Origin of the sequence: Amycolatopsis sp. NPDC047767 (genome assembly GCF_040704195.1) — a bacterium.
Taxonomy (GTDB): domain Bacteria; phylum Actinomycetota; class Actinomycetes; order Mycobacteriales; family Pseudonocardiaceae; genus Amycolatopsis.
On the sequence record NZ_JBEYSJ010000015.1, the window covers coordinates 18252 to 35609 of the forward strand.

Sequence of the window (17358 nt, forward strand, 5' to 3'; positions counted from 1 at the left end):
CGGTCCTCCGCCGACCGATCAGCGGAGGACCAAGGTCAACTGCGGTCCGAAGTCCAGCCCCCTGAAGTCCACCGGACCGCGCAGCGTCGGAAGGAAGCGGACGGTGGTGCCGGTGGTGCCGTCATCGCGGATCGGGGTCAGATCGGTCGTGGGGACGCCGTGCTCGTAGCGCTGCCTCCACGATCCGTTCGCGCGGCGGTTCACGTGCTCGAGCCATTCGCTCAGCGCTGCCACCACCGACATGCCCCGGCGCGGATGCCCGTCGGGCAGAGTGGCGGCCGCCGGGTGGTCGAAGAACCGCAGGTCCTTGGTGGCCATGACCGGCTTCTTGACTGTTCGCCCGGCTTTGTCGACGCGCGTGTCGGTGCCGCGGCCGTCGTCGGCTACAGAGATCGAACCATCTGCGTGCCCGGTGACCACGGCGATCCCGCCGCCGCGGGCCTCTGCCTCCTCCGCGGCGTAGGCCAAGACCTCAAGCACCAGATGCCGCGCACCGCCCGGGGCGAACTCGGCCGGCGCCGAGCGGATGGCGTCGAGATGTGCGGTGTCCACCGTGCCGGCCCAGTCGTGGGTGGTGTTGCGCAAGTCGACCACAGTTCAAGCGTATGGCGTCAGTTCCGATCATGTCGGCGCAGCGCCGAAACCCCGCGTCAGCGCTGGCTGCACAGGTCCTGCTCCCCCGCCGCGCACGCGTAGTACTCGAAGCCCGCCATCGCGTTGCGGGCCTCGGGCGTCAGCAGGTAGTCGCGGAACGCGGACGCCAGGGAGCCCGATTCCAAGGGGCCGCGGCTGAACACGTACTCGACCGTCCAAAAGGGATAGCCGCCGCGGATGTCGTCGAGGGTGGCGTCGCGGCCGTCGAGGCTGATCTTCTTCACGGCGGTCGACTGGGCGACGTCGGAGACGTCCGCGTAGCCGATGGCGTCGCCGAGGGTGGCGATGCGGTCGATGAGGTCACCGGTTGAGCCTTGTTCGCAGATGATCGGCGACGAGGCCGCGAGGCCGGGGCGCAGGTCGCGGCAGGAGTCGGACGTGGCGGGGGCCTGGCCGATCGGCGCGGAGGGCGTGCCGAGAAGGTACTTCTCCAGCGTGCGGCGCGTACCGGACGAAGTGGAACGGCCGGCGACGCGAATCACGCCCGTGTCGCGCGGGTTGCCGGTGATGTCGCTCCAGACGCGGGCGCCGCCGGTGAAGATCTTCCGCACGTCGGCGACCGACAGGCTGTCGACGGGCACGTTTTTGCTCACCACCAACGTGAACGGGACGATCGCGAGCTTCTGCGGCACGAACCGGGTGAAGTCGGGCTCGTCGAACTTGCCGTCGGACAGGGCGAGGTCGATGGTGCCGTCGTGCAGGCGCTGCAGGCCTTCGACGCTGCCGGGCGTGCCGACCTTCACGGCCGACCCCGGGCAGTACGCCTCGTACGAGCCGGCCAGCTCCGTCGCGGCCCGGCCGAACGCGCTGGACCCCTCCACGCTCAGCGAGCCCGCCTCGCACGCCACGCCCCGCGGCAGCTTGGTGAACGGCGCGACGTTGTTGAGCAGCAACACCACCGCGAGCGCGCCGGCGCAGATCGCCGTCAGGCCGCCCCACGCGAGCGTGCCCGGGCCGACCTTTTCCTTGCCCTCGCGGGTGGTGATCCGGCCGTCGCGCAGGACACCTTCGACGGCGATCTGGTGCTTCTCCCCCGGAATCGTCCCGGAGAGCACGATCACGAGCTTGTACGACGCTTCCCGTTCGAGCAGGACCTCCGGCAGCTGCACCCGGTCTTCGTCGATCGTGAACCCGGGCAGCTTGCTGATCACCCGCTGCAGCTCGACGGGCTCGAACTCGGTGGCGTCGACGGAGATCACCTGCCGCCCCGGGAAGTGCAGGGCGAGCGGGGACACGTAGTCCTCCGCCGCGATCGTCGAGCCGCCGGTGTTCTTCACCCGCACCACGACCACACCCGGGTCGCTCACCGCCGCGTGTTCGCCTTCCAGGCGCACGGTTTCGCCGATGTCGACGCCGAACGGCGCGTCGATCCGCACCCGGCACGACAGGATCTTCCGCCGGCGCACCCGCACGTAGCTCACGCTCGTGGCCAGCGCGGCCACCACCGCCGCGATGGACAGGCCGAGGATGCCGTCGCTGCTGATCGCGGTCTCGGCAACCCATTGCCGCTGCGTGATCCCGAGGACGACGGCCACGAGCACCACCACGGCCAAAACCACCGCGGCGGCGATGCGCGGCCCCCGGCTCGGCTTCGGCGCGGCGCGGTTGATCACCGCGTTGTCCAGCCGGCGGGCGCCGGGCGACGTCGAGGGGTCGGCCTGCTCCGCGCGGCTGATCCGCTCGACGGCCACCGACACCTGCTCCTCGACCCAGTCGGGATCGTCGGTCATCTCCGGGTAGGCCGTCCGGTACAGGCTGCGGGCGATCTCGTCGACGGTCTGCGGCGGCTGCGGGTCATGGGCGGGCATCGGTTTTCCCCTCCGCTTTCACCGCGGCCTCCTCGCACACCGGGCACTTTCCGGACATTCCGTCGAGCACGTAGGAGGCCTCCAGCACGGCCTGCCACATCGCCTGCCGCGGCCCGTGCGTGCGATCGGACTCCGCGGCGTTGAGGAACTTCTCGACGATGATCTCCCAGTGGTCCTGCGCGCGGGCCCAATCCCCGTCGTGGCGCAGGGCGAACCGGATGCCGAAGTAGTGCGGCACCTCGAACCCGTGCCGCCGGTACTGCAGGCGGTCGAGCAGCGGGATGAGCGCGATGCGGCGCGCGTTGCCGCGGCCGCGCATCCGCCCGATGTTGCGGTTGTCCGTCACCTCGGTCACCACGTAACCCGCGACGGCACCCGCGAACCCGGTCACCACGAGCCAGCCGGCGAGCGACAGCGGCAGGGCGAGCGCGGGGCTCGAGGTGTCCCACGGCGAGTCGATCTGCACGGTCACGTCGTAGGCGACCCGGCCGCCGATGACCACGGCGTTGACCACGAACAGGCCCGCGAACGCGGCGAGGAAGTAATAGCCCCGCACGCGCAGCCAGTACTGGATGCCCCGGAACCGGCCGACACCCCGGCGGCGGCGCCGAAGCAGCGCCCGGATCGACTCGCGCGGGAGCGGTGGATCGACGTTGGTCGTTTCGGTGAGTTGCCTGGTCATGTGCCGCGCGGCCACGCTCGAGCTGAGCGTGCGCCCCCTCCGCCACCCATGGTCGAAAATCTACCGGACGGCGGCGGTCAGTCAAAGAAGCGTGGCAGGAGGCTGCCACGCGGAAATACCGAGCAGGAATGGAGAAGCACTGGTCACGGGTGCGCGCCTACCGTTCCGGACATGACCTCAATCGACACGATCACCCTCGAAGTGACCGATCCCACCGCCGCCGAACGCTTCTACGCCGACGCCTTCGGGCTCGGCTCCCGCCTGCGGGTGCGGGCGTCGCACGAACCGTCCGACGGCTTCCGCGGCTTCACCCTCTCGCTCACGGTTTCCCAGCCCGCCAACGTCGACGCCCTCATCTCGTCGGCCCTCACCGCCGGCGCCACGACGCTCAAGGCGCCCGCGAAATCGATGTGGGGCTACGGCGGCGTCGTCCAGGCCCCCGACGGCACGATCTGGAAGGTCGCGACGTCCGCCAAGAAGGACACCGGCCCGGCCTCGCGGGAGTTCGACGCCATCGTGTTGCTGCTCGGCGTCGACGATGTGGTGGCGAGCAAGAAGTTCTACGCCTCGCGCGGGTTGACCGTGGGCAAGAGCTTCGGGCGCATGTACGTGGAGTTCGAGACCGGCCCGGTGAAGCTCGCCCTGTACCGCCGCCGCGCCCTGGCGAAGGACGCCGGCGTGGCCCCCGCCGGCACCGGCTCGCACCGCATCGCGGTGACCGGCGGAGTGGAAGCCTTCACGGACCCGGACGGTTTCGCGTGGGAAACCACCGCGTCGGCCGAGGTGCGGTGATGTGCCGTTATCGGCTGTACGCGATGGCTCAGCCGCCGGGGCGAGAGGGTGCCGAGGAAAGCTTGGCGGCGACCGGCCAGGGCAAGGAACCGAACCAGGCGAACTGTCCCGACAGGGAAGGGGAAATCCCGGACCGCGCGTCCGCTTTGGACGGTGTGCCGTCCTGACCGGCCTTCGATTCCGGGCACACGTCGGCGCCCGCAACCCGGCCCGGGGCCGAACCCCGAGCCGGGCACCCGGTCACTGCTCCACGAAATCCGCGAACATTCCCGCCTCGTACGACCCTCCCGGCATGCCCACGATGACGTTCATCCGGTTGGCCGCGTTGATCAGCCCGACGAGGCACACCAGCGCGGCGAGCTGCTCGTCGTCGAAGTGCTTGCGGGCGTGGGCCCACGTGTCGTCCGAGAGGCCGGTGGAGTCGGCGAGGCGGGTGGCCTCCTCGGTGAGCGCGAGGGCCGCGCGTTCGGCGTCGGTGTAGACCGTGGTTTCGCGCCAGGCCGCGACGAGGGCGAGGCGCACGGGGGTTTCGCCGGCCGCGACGGCGTCCTTGGTGTGCATGTCGAGGCAGAAGCCGCAGCCGTTGATCTGGCTGGCGCGGATCTTGACCAGCTCCTGCACCTCGCGGGGCAGCCGCGAGCGGTCGAGCAGCGAGCTGACACCGGCGAAGCGCTTGGCGAACTTGCCGCCGATCTCGGTGTCCATCGGGTTCATGCGGGTCATGGGGTCGTCCTCACTCGTCGTTTCGCGAATTGATGCCCACCAGATGCCGGCGACCCGGCCGTTGTGACATGTCACGAAACACAACCGGGCGGCATCTGGTGGGGGACACTGTCGAAACCGAAGGGGGAAGCGCATGGCCGACCGCAGCACGGAGCTGTTCCTCACGCACCGCAACCTGCTGTTCACCATCGCCTACGAGATGCTCGGCTCGGCCGCCGACGCGGAGGACGTGCTGCAGGAGACCTGGCTGCGGTGGGTCGACGTCGACTTCGACGGGGTGCAGAACCACCGCGCGTACCTCGTGCGCATCACCACGCGCCAGGCCCTGGGCCGGCTGCGGACGCTCGGGCGCCGCAAGGAGTCCTACGTCGGGCCGTGGCTGCCGGAGCCGCTGCTGACGGCGCCGGACGTCGCCGAGGACGTGGAGCTCGCCGACAGCGTGTCGATGGCCATGCTGCTCGTGCTGGAGACGCTCACGCCGACCGAACGCGCGGTGTTCGTGCTGCGCGAGGTGTTCGACCTGGGCTACGGCGAGATCGCCGACGCCGTCGGCAAGAGCGGCGCCGCCGTGCGGCAGATCGCGCACCGGGCGCGGGAGCACGTGGCCGCCCGCCGGCCGCGCGGGCCCGTCTCGCGCACCGCCACCCGCGACGCCCTCGACGCCTTCCAGCACGCCATCGAAACCGGCGACCTGCAGCACCTGCTCGACATCCTCTCCCCGGACGTCGTCTTCCTCGGCGACGGCGGCGGCGTCAAGCAGGCCGTCCTCAAGCCCGTCGTCGGCGCCGAACGCGTCGCGCGCATCCTGGGCGCCGGCCTGGGCCACCTCGCCACGGCCACCCGCCTGCCCACGCAGGTCAACGGCCACCCCGCCCTCACCGTCCACTTCGACGGCGCCCTCGACACGGTCCTGGCCCTGCGCATCGACGACGGGCTCGTCACCGGCATCTACGCGGTGCGGAACCCGGAGAAGCTGTCGCACATGGACCAGGAACAGAGCCTGCAGAGATGAGGTCGTGAACCATGGCCTGGGTCTACGCCCTGAACGCCGAATGCGGCCCCCACGAGGACCGCGCCCAGGCCCTCGCGCGCCATTTCGCCGACTGGCCGACGCGGGTCTTCCCGGACGGCGACGACTGGTGGTGCGGCGTGCTTCCCGAGGGGTTGAGCCGGTCTGGCGCCAAGTCCGCGGCCGAGGCGGAGGCCATGACCGCGGCCGGGCACGCGCTCTACGACCGGCTCCGGACCGCCCCGCCCGTGTGCCGTTTCGCCCTGGCCGGCGTCGAGACCGACCTGTTCCGGACCTTCGCGGAGCTGCGGGGCGAGGACCTGCGGCGGTTTCCCGGGCTCGTGGTCGACGATGACCTCTGGCGGCAGGAAGGCGCCCCGGCGGAGTTCGGCGAGTTCTCCCCCGGCTATCGCTGGCTCCCCTACCCGGGCGAGGTCCGGCCGTGAGCGAACCTTCGGCTTTTGTCGGTCCCCCCGGGTAAGTTCGATGACATGGCAACAATGGTGACGTTCCACGCCCACCCCGACGACGAGTGCATCGTGACCGGGGGCGTGATGCGCAAGGCCGCCGACGACGGGCACCGCGTGGTGCTGGTGGTCGCGACGCGAGGTGAGGTGGGCGAGGTGCCCGACGGGTTCCTCGCGGACGGCGAGCAGCTGTGGGAGCGCCGCGTGCGCGAGACCCACGCGGCGGCCGAGGTGCTCGGCGTCAAGCGCGTGGAGTTCCTGGGCTACCGCGACTCCGGGATGATGGGCGAGCCGACCAACGACGAGCCGGGCGCGTTCTGGCGGGCGTCGGTCGAGGAGGCGGCCCAGCGGCTGGCCGAGATCCTGCGTGAGGAAGAAGCCGAGGTCCTCACGGTGTACGACGACTACGGCAACTACGGCCACCCCGACCACATCCAGGTCCACCGCGTCGGCGTGCGGGCCGCCGAGCTGGCGGGCACGCCGCGGGTCTACCAGGCCACCACGAACCGCGACCACATGCGCCGCGGGCTGGAGCTGGCCGTGGAGATGGGGGCGATGCCGCGGGAGGAGGTGCCGGACGTCGACGCGCAGGAGAAGCTCGGCAAGCCCGAGGCGGAGATCACGGCGGCGGTCGACGTCAAGCCGTACCTCGCGGCGAAGCGCGCGGCCATGCGGGCGCACCCGAGCCAGATCAGCGAGGAGTCGTGGTTCCTCGCGATGCCCGACGAGGCGTTCGGCCACGCGTTCGGCGTCGAGTGGTTCATCCGCGAGGGCCACGGACCCGGCGTCACGGAAACGGACCTGATGGCGGGCCTATGACACGGCGGCGGTGACGTCCAGCTCCACCAGCTGGCCCGGATAACCCAGGCACGTCACGCCCAGCAGCGTGCTCGCGGTGCTGAACGCCGGCCCGATCGCCGAGCCGGTGAACCGGTCCCACACGGCGGAGAGCACGGCGCGGTCGGCCGTGGCCACGTAAATCACCGTACGGACCACGTCGTCGGCCACCGCGCCGGCAGCCGCGAGCGCCGTGGCGGTGTTGGCGACGACCTGGTCCACCTGCGCGAGCACGTCACCGTCGACCACGGCGCCGTCCAGCCCGAGCGGACACTGGCCGGCGAGGTGCACGGTCGTGCGGCCCGAGACGGTGGTCACGTGGTGGTAGCCGGGCGTCGCGTGCAGGGCGGGCGGGTTCTGCCGTTGAATGGTCACGGGGCCGCATGGTGGTGCACCCGCCGCGCGGCCGGCCAGCGATTTTCGGGGCTCGGGAGGGCAGATGCGCAGGACCGTGGACTGGGCCGACGGCGCCGTCGTGATCATCGACCAGGTCGCGCTGCCGGGCGCGTACCGGACGCTGGAGCTGCGGACGGTCGACGACCTCGTCGACGCGATCCAGCGGCTCGCCGTGCGGGGCGCTCCCGCGCTGGGTGCCGCGGGGGCGCTGGGTGTCGCGCTGGCGGCGTTCGCCGGCGACAACGTGCAAGCCGAAGCCGAACGCCTCGCGACCGCCCGCCCGACGGCCGTCAACCTCCGCTGGGGCGTCACCCGCGCCCTCGGCAAGCTCGGCGAAGGCCCCGAAGCCGTCGTCGCCGAGGCGCTCGCGATGCTCGACGAGGACGAGCACCTCAACCGCACCGCGTCGGGCCACGCGGCGGACGTCGTGCTGCGCGAGACCACCCGCCGCCCGCTGCGGCTGCTGAGCCACTGCAACGCGGGCCACCTCGCCACCGTCGGGTGGGGCACGGCGCTCGGCGTCGTCTGGCACCTGCACGAACGGGGCCTCGTCGAGTCCGTGCTGGTCGACGAAACCCGGCCTCTGCTGCAGGGCTCCCGCCTCACCGCGTGGGAGCTCGCCCAGGCCGGCGTGCCCTACCGCGTCCAGCCTGACAGTGCCGCCGCTCTCGCTATGTCGCGCGGCCTCGTCGACTGCGTCCTCGTCGGCGCCGACCGCATCGCCGCGAACGGTGACGTCGCCAACAAGATCGGCACCTACGGCCTCGCGATCGCCGCCGCCCACCACGGCGTGCCGTTCGTCGTGGTCGCTCCGGAGTCCACTGTGGACGCCTCGATCGCCACGGGCGCGGACATCGAGATCGAGGAACGCCGGCCTTCGGAGCTCACCCGGTTCGGTGGCGTCCGAATCGCCCCCGACGGCGCCGAGGTCTTCAACCCGGCCTTCGACGTGACTCCCGCCGCACTCATCACGGCCGTGGTGACCGAAAACGGCGTCCGGACTCCTCAGCCGACGTCGTAGACCGCGACGGTTCCCTTTCCTGCCACGACGATTCGGCCCGGGCCGAGCATGTGCAGCCCCACGGCCCGGCCGGCCACACGGGTCCGCGTGAGACGGGTGCCGTCGGAGGCCCAGCGTTCGAGGTGGCCTGCGTTGTCGAGCGTCACCAGGCCGTCGGCCACCGCGACCGAGCCGACCAGGCGTTCGCCGCTCGTCGGGCGGGGGACGGCGGCCGCGGGTGCCGGGTGGGTACGCCACGAGGTGGGGTCCAGCGTGCGGCCGCCGACCACGGCACCGGACCGGGTCCACCGCAGCTCCCCCGTCGCGCGGTCCAGGGCGCGCAGCGGGGTGTCGCCGCGCCGGCCGCCGACGAGGACGAGGTTCGGGGAGGCCACGACGTGGCCCGCAGGCCACCCGACGTCGCGGGTCCAGCGCGGTTCGCCATTCGCCCAGGAGAGGCAGAACAGGCGGCCGGGCAGCTGGGGCAGGGCGAACACGTCGGGGCCGTCCACGACAACGGCGCGCGGCCACGTGCCGAGCGGTGCGTCCCAGCGGACCGTGCCGTCGGAGCCCGCGAGGCGGACGAGGCGAGTGGACCGTTCGTGCGCCAGAACGTCAGCGTCGGCGACGGCGAACCCCTCGGTCACGGGTCGCTGGTGCAGCGGCCGTTCCCACCTCAGCTTGAACACGGCCACATCGGACCAGCCGACCGACCGCCCGGCAAGGCAATTACCCCACGAGCGACCGGTACAGCTGCAGATGCGCCCGCGCCGCAGCCGCCCACGTGTGGCGCTCGGCCAAGGCCACCCCCGCCGCGCGGTCTTCCGTCCCGGAATCCAGCGCGGCCCGGATCGAGGCCGCGAAGCCGTGCGGCGTGGAGGCGAACCGCGCCACCCCACCGAAAACTTCGCGCAACACCGGCAGATCCCGCGTCACCAACGGAACTCCGGCGGCGAGGGCTTCCATCGCCGCCAGACCGAAGCCCTCCTTCGTCGAAGGAAAGGCGAAAACCGCCGCCGAACGCACCAGTGACGGCAGCACGTCATGCTCAACCGGCCCCAGCACCACCGGATCCACGCCCAGCTCGGCCGCCCGCTTGTCCCAGCGCTCGCGGTAGTCGCGGTAGTCGAAGAGCGTCTCGCCGCCCGCGATCACCAAGCGCACCGGAGGGTCGAGCAGCGCGACGGCCTCCAGCAGATCCAGCGAACCCTTGCGGGGCTCGATCCCGCCGACCGCGAGCACGTACCGGCCGAACCGTTCCCGCCAATCCCCGTACGGCGCCGAAGAAAACCGTGCGGCATCAACGCCGTTGGGGATCACCGTGGCCTCGATCCCCCAGCCCGCACGCACCTCCTCGGCCACCGACGCCGACACGCACACGTGCGCGAACGGCCGGGTGATCGCCCGCTCGTGACACGCGGCCAGCTCGGGCGTGGTGAACGTGTCGAGGTGATGCACCGTCCGCACGCAGCGGTCCACGGCGTTGGCCGAAATGCAGTCCTGCGCGTGCACGATGTCGTACGCACCGGCCGGAAAAGCCGCGCGCAACACCTCGATCGAGCGCACGATCCGCGCGCCCACCGACTCACCCGGCACGTCGGGAAGCGGCACCACCGCCGTCGTCACCCGCGGGTCCACCGGCCGGAAGAAGCCGCTGTCACCGCCGCGACCGAGCGTCCACACGGTCACGTCCTCACCCAGCGCGGCCAGTGCCTCGGCCAGCGCCAGCGTGTGCACCACGCCGCCGCGGGGTTTCGTCGAATAGCTCAGCAACGCGATGCGCAACGTCAGCCCTCCCGGTACGCGAAAGGTTTGCGTTCCCCCAGGTGGTGCAGCACGCGGCGGGCGTTCGCGACTTCCCCCGCCACGTCGACCTCGGCCACCGCGAGGCCCGCCTTCGACCAGGTGCGCGCGAGGATCTCGCCGCCGGGGCCGACGACCTTGGCCTGGCCGAGGAACCGCATGCCGCCCATCGCGCCGGTCTGGTTGGACGACACGAGCACGACCTGGTTCTCGGCGGCGCGCGCCTGGTCGTACAGGTCGAACAGCCGCGACTGGCGGTCCTGCGCCATCCGCGGAGCCCGGTCGGTGATGCTTGTCGGCCACGCCGAGAGGCACGCGACGATCTCCGCACCGTCCACCGCGAGCGAGCGCGCCGACTCCGGGAACGTCTTGTCGTAGTCGATCAGCATCCCGACGCGCCCGACCGGGGTGTCGAACGCGGCGAAGGAATCCCCCGCGTCGTACGCAACGCTTTCCCCCGGCGGCTGGTGCACCTTCCGGTGGTGGCCGAGCACGCCGTCGCCCGTCACGCACACGGCGGCGTTGTAGCGGCGCGCGCCGTCGGCCTCGCAGTAGCCCACGCACACGGTCATCTCCGCGGCCAGCGCCTGCACCGTTTTCAGCTCGGGGCACCCGGGTTCGAGCGCCGGCGGCAGCGCGTCCGGGTCGGGGTGGCGCAGGTCGGCGAGGTAGCCGCCGAGCGCCGCGTCGGGCAGCACCAGCAGGTCCGCGCCGCTCTGGCGCGCGTGGTCGATCAACGTGGCGATGCGCCGCAGGTCGAACTCGAGGTCACGCCCGAAGTGCGCGGCCACCGCGGCGATCCGGAGCCGGCCCATTCACCCGCCCACCGCATACGCGGCGGGCCGGCGGTCGGCCAGGTGCGCCATCGCGCGCCGCGCGCCCGCCAACGCGGCGGCGACGTCCACCTCGGCGATCGCCAGGCCTTCGGCCACGCCCGTGTCGGCCAGTACGTCACCACCCGGGTCGACGATCTTCGCGCTCGCCACGAACCGCAGGTCACCGAAGGTGCCCGACTGGTTCGCCGAGACCCACACGATCTGGTTCTCCAGCGCCCGCGCCCGGTCGAACAGGTCGAAGCGGCGCTTCCAGCGGTCCTCGGCGAGGTCGGCGCTCGGGTTGGTCCGGCTGCCCGGCCACGCCGACATGCAGACGACCACCTCGGCCCCGTCCAGGGCCAGCGCCCGCGCCGACTCCGGAAACGCCTTGTCGTAGCAGATCATCATGCCCAGCCGGCCCACCGGCGTGTCGAACGCGGCGAACCCGCTGCCCGCGCCGTAGCTCGCGTCCTCCGACAACGGCTGGTGCACCTTCCGGTGGTGCCCCAGCACGCCGTCGCCGGTCACGCACACGGCCGAGTTGTAGCGCCGGTCGCCGTCGCGCTCGCAGTACCCGGCCGTGACGACGAGGTCGCCCGCCAGCTCGGCCAGCCGGCGGATTTCCGGGCCCGCCGGGTCGAGCGCGGGCGGTCCCTCCGCGTCGCCGTCGAGGTTCGCGAGGTACCCGCCGAGCGCCGCCTCGGGCAGCGCCAGCAATCCGACGCCCTCGGCCCTGGCTTCCGCGATCAGCTTCTCGATCCGCGCGAAGTCGCTCTCGACATCGCGGTCGAAGGGGGCCGCCACCGCGGCCATCCGCACCGTGCTCATGTTCTCTCCTCGGTCATGCTGCCTCCCCCAACCCCGTGACCCCGCCGTCCACGACGGTCGTCACCTCGCCGTCCGGCCACCGCAGCCGCACGCCGGATCCCGCCACGAGCTCACCGCATCCGGCGGTGACGGCGGCGCGGGCCGGAGCGGGCGCCCCGGCCGTGAGCATCGCGAAGCCCGGGAAACACGTGAACCAGTCGCCCACCGTCGTCCCGGCCGGGCGTGGCACCTTCGCGACGTCGAGCACCGCACCGCAACCCGACGCCTCGGCGAGCATCCCGAGCGTGCCGGCGAGGCCCGCCATCGACACGTCCTTGGCCGCCGCGGGCCGCGCCCGGGCGACGGCGCCGAGCAGGTCCCGCAGCTCCGGCGTGCGCCGTGAGCTCGTCGAATCCCATTGCCGCCCGGTGTATCCGGGCCGCCAGCGGCCCTCGAGGTCGGCGGTCAGGTACACCGTCTGGCCGGGTTTCCCGCCGCCGCCCGGCACCGGCTCGGCCGCGCGGCCCAGCGCGGTCACGGCCAGCGAAGCCGGCACGCCGAACTGCGTGTGCCCGCCCAGCACCGGCACGCCGTACGCATTGCTCGCCTTCCGGAGTCCGGAAAGGACTCTCGCGGCGAACGACGCGTCCCGCGCACCCAGCGCGTCCAGCAGCGCAACGGGTTCCGCGCCCATCGCGGCCAGGTCGTTCACGTTCACCAGCACCGAGCACCAGCCGGCCCATTCCGGGTCGCGCTCGACCATCGACGGCACGATCGCGTCGCACGCCGCCACCAGGTCGCTGTCCGGAATCGGCACACCGTCGTCACCGAAGAACCCCGGGCTGCCGGTGAGCCCGGGCAGCAGTGTCCCCAGTGGACGTTTGGTGGCCTGCGCCAGCGCGGCCACGCGGCCGATGGGCCAGCGCATCAGCACGTGCTCCACACCCGCGACCGTCACCGGCCGGACGTTCTGCCAGCCCAGGCGCGTGAACATCCGCTCGTTCTGCACCTGCACGGTCGCCTCGAAGCGCAACGCGCCTTCCGTTTCGGCGCGGGCGCACGCGGCTCGCACGAGTGCGCGTCCGACACCGTGCGGGCTGCCCGGCGCGACGACCAGCCGCCCGCCGGTCCACCAGCCGAAGTCCGGACCGTCCTGTGCCGGGCCGAGCCGGACGCCGCCGAGCACGGTGCCGGCGGCGTCGCGCGCGACGAGCACCAGCGTCCGCGGGTCGGTGTCGCGGTCGTCGACGTCGTGGTGGTCGAACAGGCCTTGGCGCTCCACGAACGTCGCGTGCCGCAGCGCGCGGTAGGCCGTCAGTCCACCGTGGTCGGCCGGTTCGATCCGGAACGCGGGCGGGGCAACGGCGCTGCGAGAATCACCGAGCAACGCCAGGATGTCGTGGTCCACGTCAGCCTCCCGCCGCGCTCAGCACGCTGCACGCTCCGCAAGCCGCGCAGCCGGCGCCCTGGTCGGCCCCGACCATGCCCGCGGCCCGCAGCAGTTCCGCCACCCGGCGCGTCACGTCCCGCACCAGTGCGGGCGAGGGAGCCACCGCGCCGTCGCGCCGGGCGAGCGTGCCGAGCATCGGCCGCATCGGCACCACGAACGGGTACACGCCCCGCTCGATCAGCCGGCCGGCGCCGTCGACGAGCTCGTCCGGGTCCTCGCCCAGGCCGATCAGCAGGTACGTCGACACGCGGTTGGGGCCGAACACGCGCACGGCCTCGTCCCACGCCGCCTCGTACTCCGCCATCGGCACGCTCGACTTGCCGGGCATCCACCGCCGGCGCACGTCGTCGTCGAGCGACTCCACGTGGATGCCGATCGACGTCACGCCCGCCTCGTGCAGCTCGGTCAGCACGGCGAGGTCGCCGGGCGGCTCGATCTGCACCTGGATCGGCAGGCCGGGCACGGCTTCGAGCACCGCGCGGACGCAGCGCACGAGGTGGCGCGCGCCGCGATCCGGCCCGGCCGTGGTGCCGGTGGTGAGCACCATCTGCTTCACTCCGTCGAGCCGCACCGCCGCTTCCGCGACCTCGGCGAGCTGCGCCGGGGTCTTGGCCGCGACCGTCGAATCGGCGCGCAGCGACTCTTCGATGGTGCAGAACCGGCAGCGCTGGTCTTCGACGTAGCGGATGCACGTCTGCACGACCGTGCTCGCGAGCACGTCCTTCCCGTGCAGCAGCGCGATCTTGCGGTACGGCACGCCGTCCGCGGTGGACAGATCGTAGAACTTCGGCCGCGCCACGGGCTCGACGCTCAGGCCGAGGTCGAGCGAGCCACGGAAGACGCGGCCTTCCCTTACTCGGTAAGGACTTTCGTCGTTGAGCGGCAGCGTGGCGTTGGCACCGTCGACGACCAGGTGCCCGTCGTCACTCGGCCCGGCGCCTTTGCTGCGCTGCACGGGTGCGTCCATCCGCACCCCGCGGACGGCCATGTCGGCGCGGGTGTCCAGACTGTCTTCGGTGTCGATGTCAGTGGTGCCAACGCGCACGCCCGCCTCCTAGAACATGTACGTGGAGTTGATGATCGCGCCCTTGCGCGCGTAGTGGATCAACGCGTCCTGCACGTCGAGCGGGTGTGCCGGGATCACGCCTTCGATCAGGTCTTCTTCGCGCGCGCCGTGCAGCGAAAGCCCGAAGCGGCAGCAGTAGACCTTGCCACCCTCGGCGATGAACGTCTTGAGCTGGTCGTTGATGTTCAGCTCACCGGGGAACGCGGCGTTGCCGGTGGTGGGGAACCCGCGCGTGGCCAGGCAGTTGAGCGAACCCGGGCCGTAGAAGTAGATCGCGGTCTCGAAACCCTTGCGCAGCGCGCGGGTCGCCTGCAGGATCGCGACGAAGCTCACCGACGACTCGTGCGCGATGCCGTGCACGAGGGTGAAGTACGTCTCCCCGTTCTCCGCCTGGTAGTCGGGGAAGATCTTGGTGGCGCCGTAGAGGTTCGAACCCTGCGGCAAGGAGGGGTGCGGAATCTCGTCGAGGCTGGTCTTCTCGAGGTCGGTCAGCTCGGCCATCGGTCATTTCCCTTTCTTCGGTCCGTACAGCACCTCGAACGTGCTCCGGAAAACGTGGTCGGCCAGCTCGCCGTCGCCGACCACCGCGGTCAGCTTCGCGAGCTCGCCCTCGTAGTCGCCCCACGGCTGGTCGGAGGCGAAGAGCACGCGGTCGTGCCCGATGCCCCGCCGGGAGATCTCCTCGGCGAGCCAGCGCGGGGTGAAGCCGATCGCCCAGGACAGGTCGGTGTAGACCTGTTTGCCGGCGGCGATCCAGTCGAAGAAGCGGCCGCCGGCGAGCTTGATGTGCCCGCTCATCCCGCCGCCGAAGTGCACGAGGTGCAGCTTCGCGTCGTCGGCGTAGACGTCCACGAGCTTGCCCACTTCGTCCACATCGGACGCGGCGCCGGGCGAGGTGTGCACGTGGACGACGAGGTCGTGCTCGCGAGCGGTGGCGAAGATCTTGTCGAGCTGGGGTTTGCAATCCGGGTCGCTCGCGCGGCCGCCGAGGAGGAAGCTGAGCTTGAGCGCGCGGACACCGGGTTCACCGGCCAGCTTGAGCGCCTGGTCGGTTCTCGCGGCGTCTTCTTTTCGCGGCGACACCCACAGGGCCGCCGCGATCCGATCGTCCTTCTCGGACGCTTCGACGCAGAGCTCATTGAAGGAGAACGCGATCTCCGGGTCGGGCACCCCGTAGTTGGGGATCACGAGGGCGCGTTCGGTGCCTTCGCGGTCCAGATCGGACAGCAGCTCGTCGATGGTCGCCCGCGCACCGAGGTCCGGGGCGACGGGCGGGCCGCCGTAGAACGGGTACGCGGGCAGCACGCCGAGGTGGCGGTGGGCGTCGGCGATCCAGCGCATCACGCGACCGTCCTCGGGGCGACCCAGTCGTCGGCCGGCGCGGTGTTGCGGGGCGTGCCGGAGATCCAGCGGACGTCGGCCGCGCGCTCGCCCGCGACGATCCGGCGCGCCAGGTACTCCGCGTCGGCGCCGACGCCGCAGAAGCGGCCGGAGCCCCAGGTGTGCTGCCACGGCAGGCCGAGGAAGAACAGCCCCGGGCAGCTCGTGACGCCGCGGCGGTGCGTCGGGTAGCCCTTGCCGTCGAACACGGGGACGTCGATCCAGCGGTGGTCGCGGCCGAAACCGGTGCTCCAGACGACGGCGGAGATCCTGGTGGCGTCGAGGGTCCGCGGCTCGTCGTCCGGCTGCCAGACGGGGGTGTAGCGCGGTTCGGCCGGGGCGTCGATGTTCTTCTTGGTGAGGTAGGCGTCGATCGAGTCCTTGATGCCTTCGGACACGGCGTCGGCCGCGTCGAGGTTGCGGCGCAGATCGGGGGCGAAGGTCAGCGTGTGGTCGCGGACGTCGGTGAGGCGCCCGTAGAGCTGCATGCCCTCACGGGCGAAGGCGCGCAGGTCGATGTCGTGGCCGCCGTCGCGCCCGGTGACGTAGTGGTTGGCGCGGAACCGGACGGCGTCGGCGTCGGCGAACTCGTCGATTCCCCTGGCGTAGTAACCCATGTCGTCGAGCCAGGCCACCACGTCGCGGCCCCGGTAACGCCGCGCCACCCGAGGCGCCGACCCCACCGCGAGGTGCACACGGCGGCCGGCGAGGTGCAGGTCCTCGGCGATCTGGCAGCCGGACTGGCCGGTGCCCACCACGAGGATTTCGCCGTCGGGCAGCTGCTGCGGGTTGCGGTACTGGGAACTGTGCAGCTGCGTCGTGGCCGCCGGCAACCGCTCGGCCAGCCGCGGCGTCAGCGGCACCTGGTACGGGCCGGTCGCCACCACGACGTGGTCCGCCGTCAGCTCACCCTGCGTGGTGGCCACCCGGAACCCGCCCCCGGGCACCCTCGTCAGGCGCGTCGCCTCGACCCCCTCGACGATCGGCACGTCGAAGGATTTCTTGTAGTCTTCGAGGTAGGCGACGATGTCGTCGCGCACCATGAACCCGTCCGGATCATCACCCGGATAGGGGAAACCGGGAAGCCGGCACTGCCAGTTGGGCGTCACCAGGCAGAAGCTGTCCCACCGGCGGTCGCGCCACTCGTGCCCCGCGCTCTCGCGCTCGAGCACCACGTGCCCGACCCCGGCGGTCGTCAGGCACTGGGACATCGAGAGCCCCGCCTGTCCGCCGCCGACCACGATCACCGGCCGGTGCAGGCCGTCGAGCTGGAAGTTCATGCCGCACAGTGCACCGCCGGGCGAAGTCCGAACCGTTTCATCCGGAACACTGCCGTGTTACATGCGCCCCGCCGCGTTACGGTTCACCGGGGTGCGCGTTAACACGATTTCGGGCGGGGATAGGAAAAAGGGCCCCTCCGCAGCAAGCGGAAGGGCCCTTCACCGAGCTCACCTCAAGGCCGAGGGCCTACGACCTCCGCGCCGTCCGTGATGGTGATGGCCATGGCCGGGCAGGAGTCGGCGGCGTCGAGCGCCGTTTCGTCCGGGGCGATGGTGTCGGACAGCGGGTGGGCGACCGGGCCGTCCAGTTCGAAGAGCTCCGGCATCAGCGAGGCGCACATGCCGGAGCCGATGCACGTGTGTTCGTCGACTTCCACTTTCCAGGTCAT

Annotated in this window: 20 protein-coding genes; 5 read left to right on the forward strand and 15 right to left on the reverse strand. The window is 71.7% G+C overall.

Annotated elements, in window-relative coordinates:
• Positions 1-18: 18 nt before the first annotated feature.
• From AB0878_RS25790 to AB0878_RS25800, 3 genes are all read right to left on the reverse strand, one after another.
• A complete protein-coding gene (locus tag AB0878_RS25790; RefSeq protein WP_366582807.1) occupies positions 19-585 on the reverse strand; it encodes an ATP-binding protein in 567 nt (188 codons plus the stop codon).
• A gap of 65 nt (positions 586-650) precedes the next feature.
• Positions 651-2462: a substrate-binding domain-containing protein gene (locus AB0878_RS25795; protein ID WP_366582808.1), complete on the reverse strand. Its 1812-nt coding sequence runs from the start codon at positions 2460-2462 to the stop codon at positions 651-653.
• The gene (locus AB0878_RS25800) at positions 2449-3144 is read right to left on the reverse strand and encodes a DUF6313 family protein (RefSeq protein ID WP_366582809.1); all 696 of its coding nucleotides are present in this window, start codon (positions 3142-3144) and stop codon (positions 2449-2451) included. The genes AB0878_RS25795 and AB0878_RS25800 overlap by 14 nt, the downstream gene beginning before the upstream one ends.
• A gap of 171 nt (positions 3145-3315) precedes the next feature.
• Here AB0878_RS25800 and AB0878_RS25805 point away from each other — a divergent pair, with 171 nt between their 5' ends.
• On the forward strand, positions 3316-3936 hold the full coding sequence (locus tag AB0878_RS25805; protein ID WP_366582810.1) for a glyoxalase: 621 nt from the start codon (positions 3316-3318) through the stop codon (positions 3934-3936).
• 240 nt (positions 3937-4176) lie between these two features.
• Here AB0878_RS25805 and AB0878_RS25810 read toward each other — a convergent pair whose 3' ends face one another.
• The gene (locus AB0878_RS25810; RefSeq protein WP_366582811.1) at positions 4177-4659 is read right to left on the reverse strand and encodes a carboxymuconolactone decarboxylase family protein; all 483 of its coding nucleotides are present in this window, start codon (positions 4657-4659) and stop codon (positions 4177-4179) included.
• Between the two features lie 133 nt (positions 4660-4792).
• Here AB0878_RS25810 and AB0878_RS25815 point away from each other — a divergent pair, with 133 nt between their 5' ends.
• Genes AB0878_RS25815 through AB0878_RS25825 form a run of 3 tightly spaced genes read left to right on the forward strand, consistent with a single transcriptional unit; the run spans position 4793 to position 6954 of the window.
• Entirely contained in the window at positions 4793-5671 is an 879-nt protein-coding gene (locus AB0878_RS25815) for an RNA polymerase sigma-70 factor (RefSeq protein WP_366582812.1), read from the forward strand.
• A gap of 11 nt (positions 5672-5682) precedes the next feature.
• Positions 5683-6114 (forward strand): hypothetical protein, encoded by a 432-nt coding sequence (locus AB0878_RS25820; protein ID WP_366582813.1) that lies wholly within the window; start codon positions 5683-5685, stop codon positions 6112-6114.
• A 45-nt stretch (positions 6115-6159) separates the two neighbouring features.
• Positions 6160-6954, forward strand: a complete 795-nt coding sequence (locus AB0878_RS25825; protein WP_366582814.1) for a PIG-L family deacetylase — start codon at positions 6160-6162, stop codon at positions 6952-6954.
• On the opposite strand, the gene AB0878_RS25830 is transcribed toward AB0878_RS25825, so the two are convergent.
• Positions 6949-7347: a RidA family protein gene (locus AB0878_RS25830; RefSeq protein WP_366582815.1), complete on the reverse strand. Its 399-nt coding sequence runs from the start codon at positions 7345-7347 to the stop codon at positions 6949-6951. The genes AB0878_RS25825 and AB0878_RS25830 overlap by 6 nt on opposite strands.
• Before the next feature lie 64 nt (positions 7348-7411).
• On the opposite strand from AB0878_RS25830, the gene mtnA reads away from it, so the two are divergent.
• A complete protein-coding gene (gene mtnA / locus AB0878_RS25835; RefSeq protein ID WP_366582816.1) occupies positions 7412-8389 on the forward strand; it encodes an S-methyl-5-thioribose-1-phosphate isomerase in 978 nt (325 codons plus the stop codon).
• Here mtnA and AB0878_RS25840 read toward each other — a convergent pair.
• From AB0878_RS25840 to AB0878_RS25885, 10 genes are all read right to left on the reverse strand, one after another.
• Positions 8374-9057 carry a PQQ-binding-like beta-propeller repeat protein gene (locus AB0878_RS25840; RefSeq protein ID WP_366582817.1) on the reverse strand — a complete coding sequence of 228 codons (684 nt, stop codon included), beginning with the start codon at positions 9055-9057 and terminating at the stop codon, positions 8374-8376. The two genes, mtnA and AB0878_RS25840, sit on opposite strands and share 16 nt — an antisense overlap.
• Before the next feature lie 40 nt (positions 9058-9097).
• The gene (locus AB0878_RS25845) at positions 9098-10153 is read right to left on the reverse strand and encodes an MSMEG_0565 family glycosyltransferase (protein ID WP_366582818.1); all 1056 of its coding nucleotides are present in this window, start codon (positions 10151-10153) and stop codon (positions 9098-9100) included.
• Positions 10154-10155: 2 nt separating this feature from the next.
• A complete protein-coding gene (locus AB0878_RS25850; RefSeq protein ID WP_366582819.1) occupies positions 10156-10986 on the reverse strand; it encodes a carbon-nitrogen hydrolase family protein in 831 nt (276 codons plus the stop codon).
• Positions 10987-11814, reverse strand: a complete 828-nt coding sequence (locus AB0878_RS25855; RefSeq protein ID WP_366582820.1) for a carbon-nitrogen hydrolase family protein — start codon at positions 11812-11814, stop codon at positions 10987-10989.
• Between the two features lie 13 nt (positions 11815-11827).
• Complete coding sequence (locus tag AB0878_RS25860) at positions 11828-13201, reverse strand: MSMEG_0567/sll0787 family protein (protein WP_366582821.1); 1374 nt, start codon at positions 13199-13201, stop codon at positions 11828-11830.
• A 1-nt stretch (position 13202) separates the two neighbouring features.
• Positions 13203-14288: an MSMEG_0568 family radical SAM protein gene (locus AB0878_RS25865; RefSeq protein WP_366582822.1), complete on the reverse strand. Its 1086-nt coding sequence runs from the start codon at positions 14286-14288 to the stop codon at positions 13203-13205.
• Positions 14289-14297: 9 nt separating this feature from the next.
• Positions 14298-14810 carry an MSMEG_0572/Sll0783 family nitrogen starvation response protein gene (locus AB0878_RS25870; RefSeq protein WP_220243137.1) on the reverse strand — a complete coding sequence of 171 codons (513 nt, stop codon included), beginning with the start codon at positions 14808-14810 and terminating at the stop codon, positions 14298-14300.
• 3 nt (positions 14811-14813) lie between these two features.
• Complete coding sequence (locus tag AB0878_RS25875) at positions 14814-15650, reverse strand: amidohydrolase family protein (RefSeq protein WP_366582988.1); 837 nt, start codon at positions 15648-15650, stop codon at positions 14814-14816.
• Entirely contained in the window at positions 15650-16969 is a 1320-nt protein-coding gene (locus AB0878_RS25880) for an MSMEG_0569 family flavin-dependent oxidoreductase (protein WP_366582823.1), read from the reverse strand. Before AB0878_RS25880 ends, AB0878_RS25875 begins: the two co-directional genes overlap by 1 nt.
• A 173-nt stretch (positions 16970-17142) precedes the next feature.
• Positions 17143-17358 (reverse strand): ferredoxin, encoded by a 216-nt coding sequence (locus AB0878_RS25885; RefSeq protein ID WP_366582824.1) that lies wholly within the window; start codon positions 17356-17358, stop codon positions 17143-17145.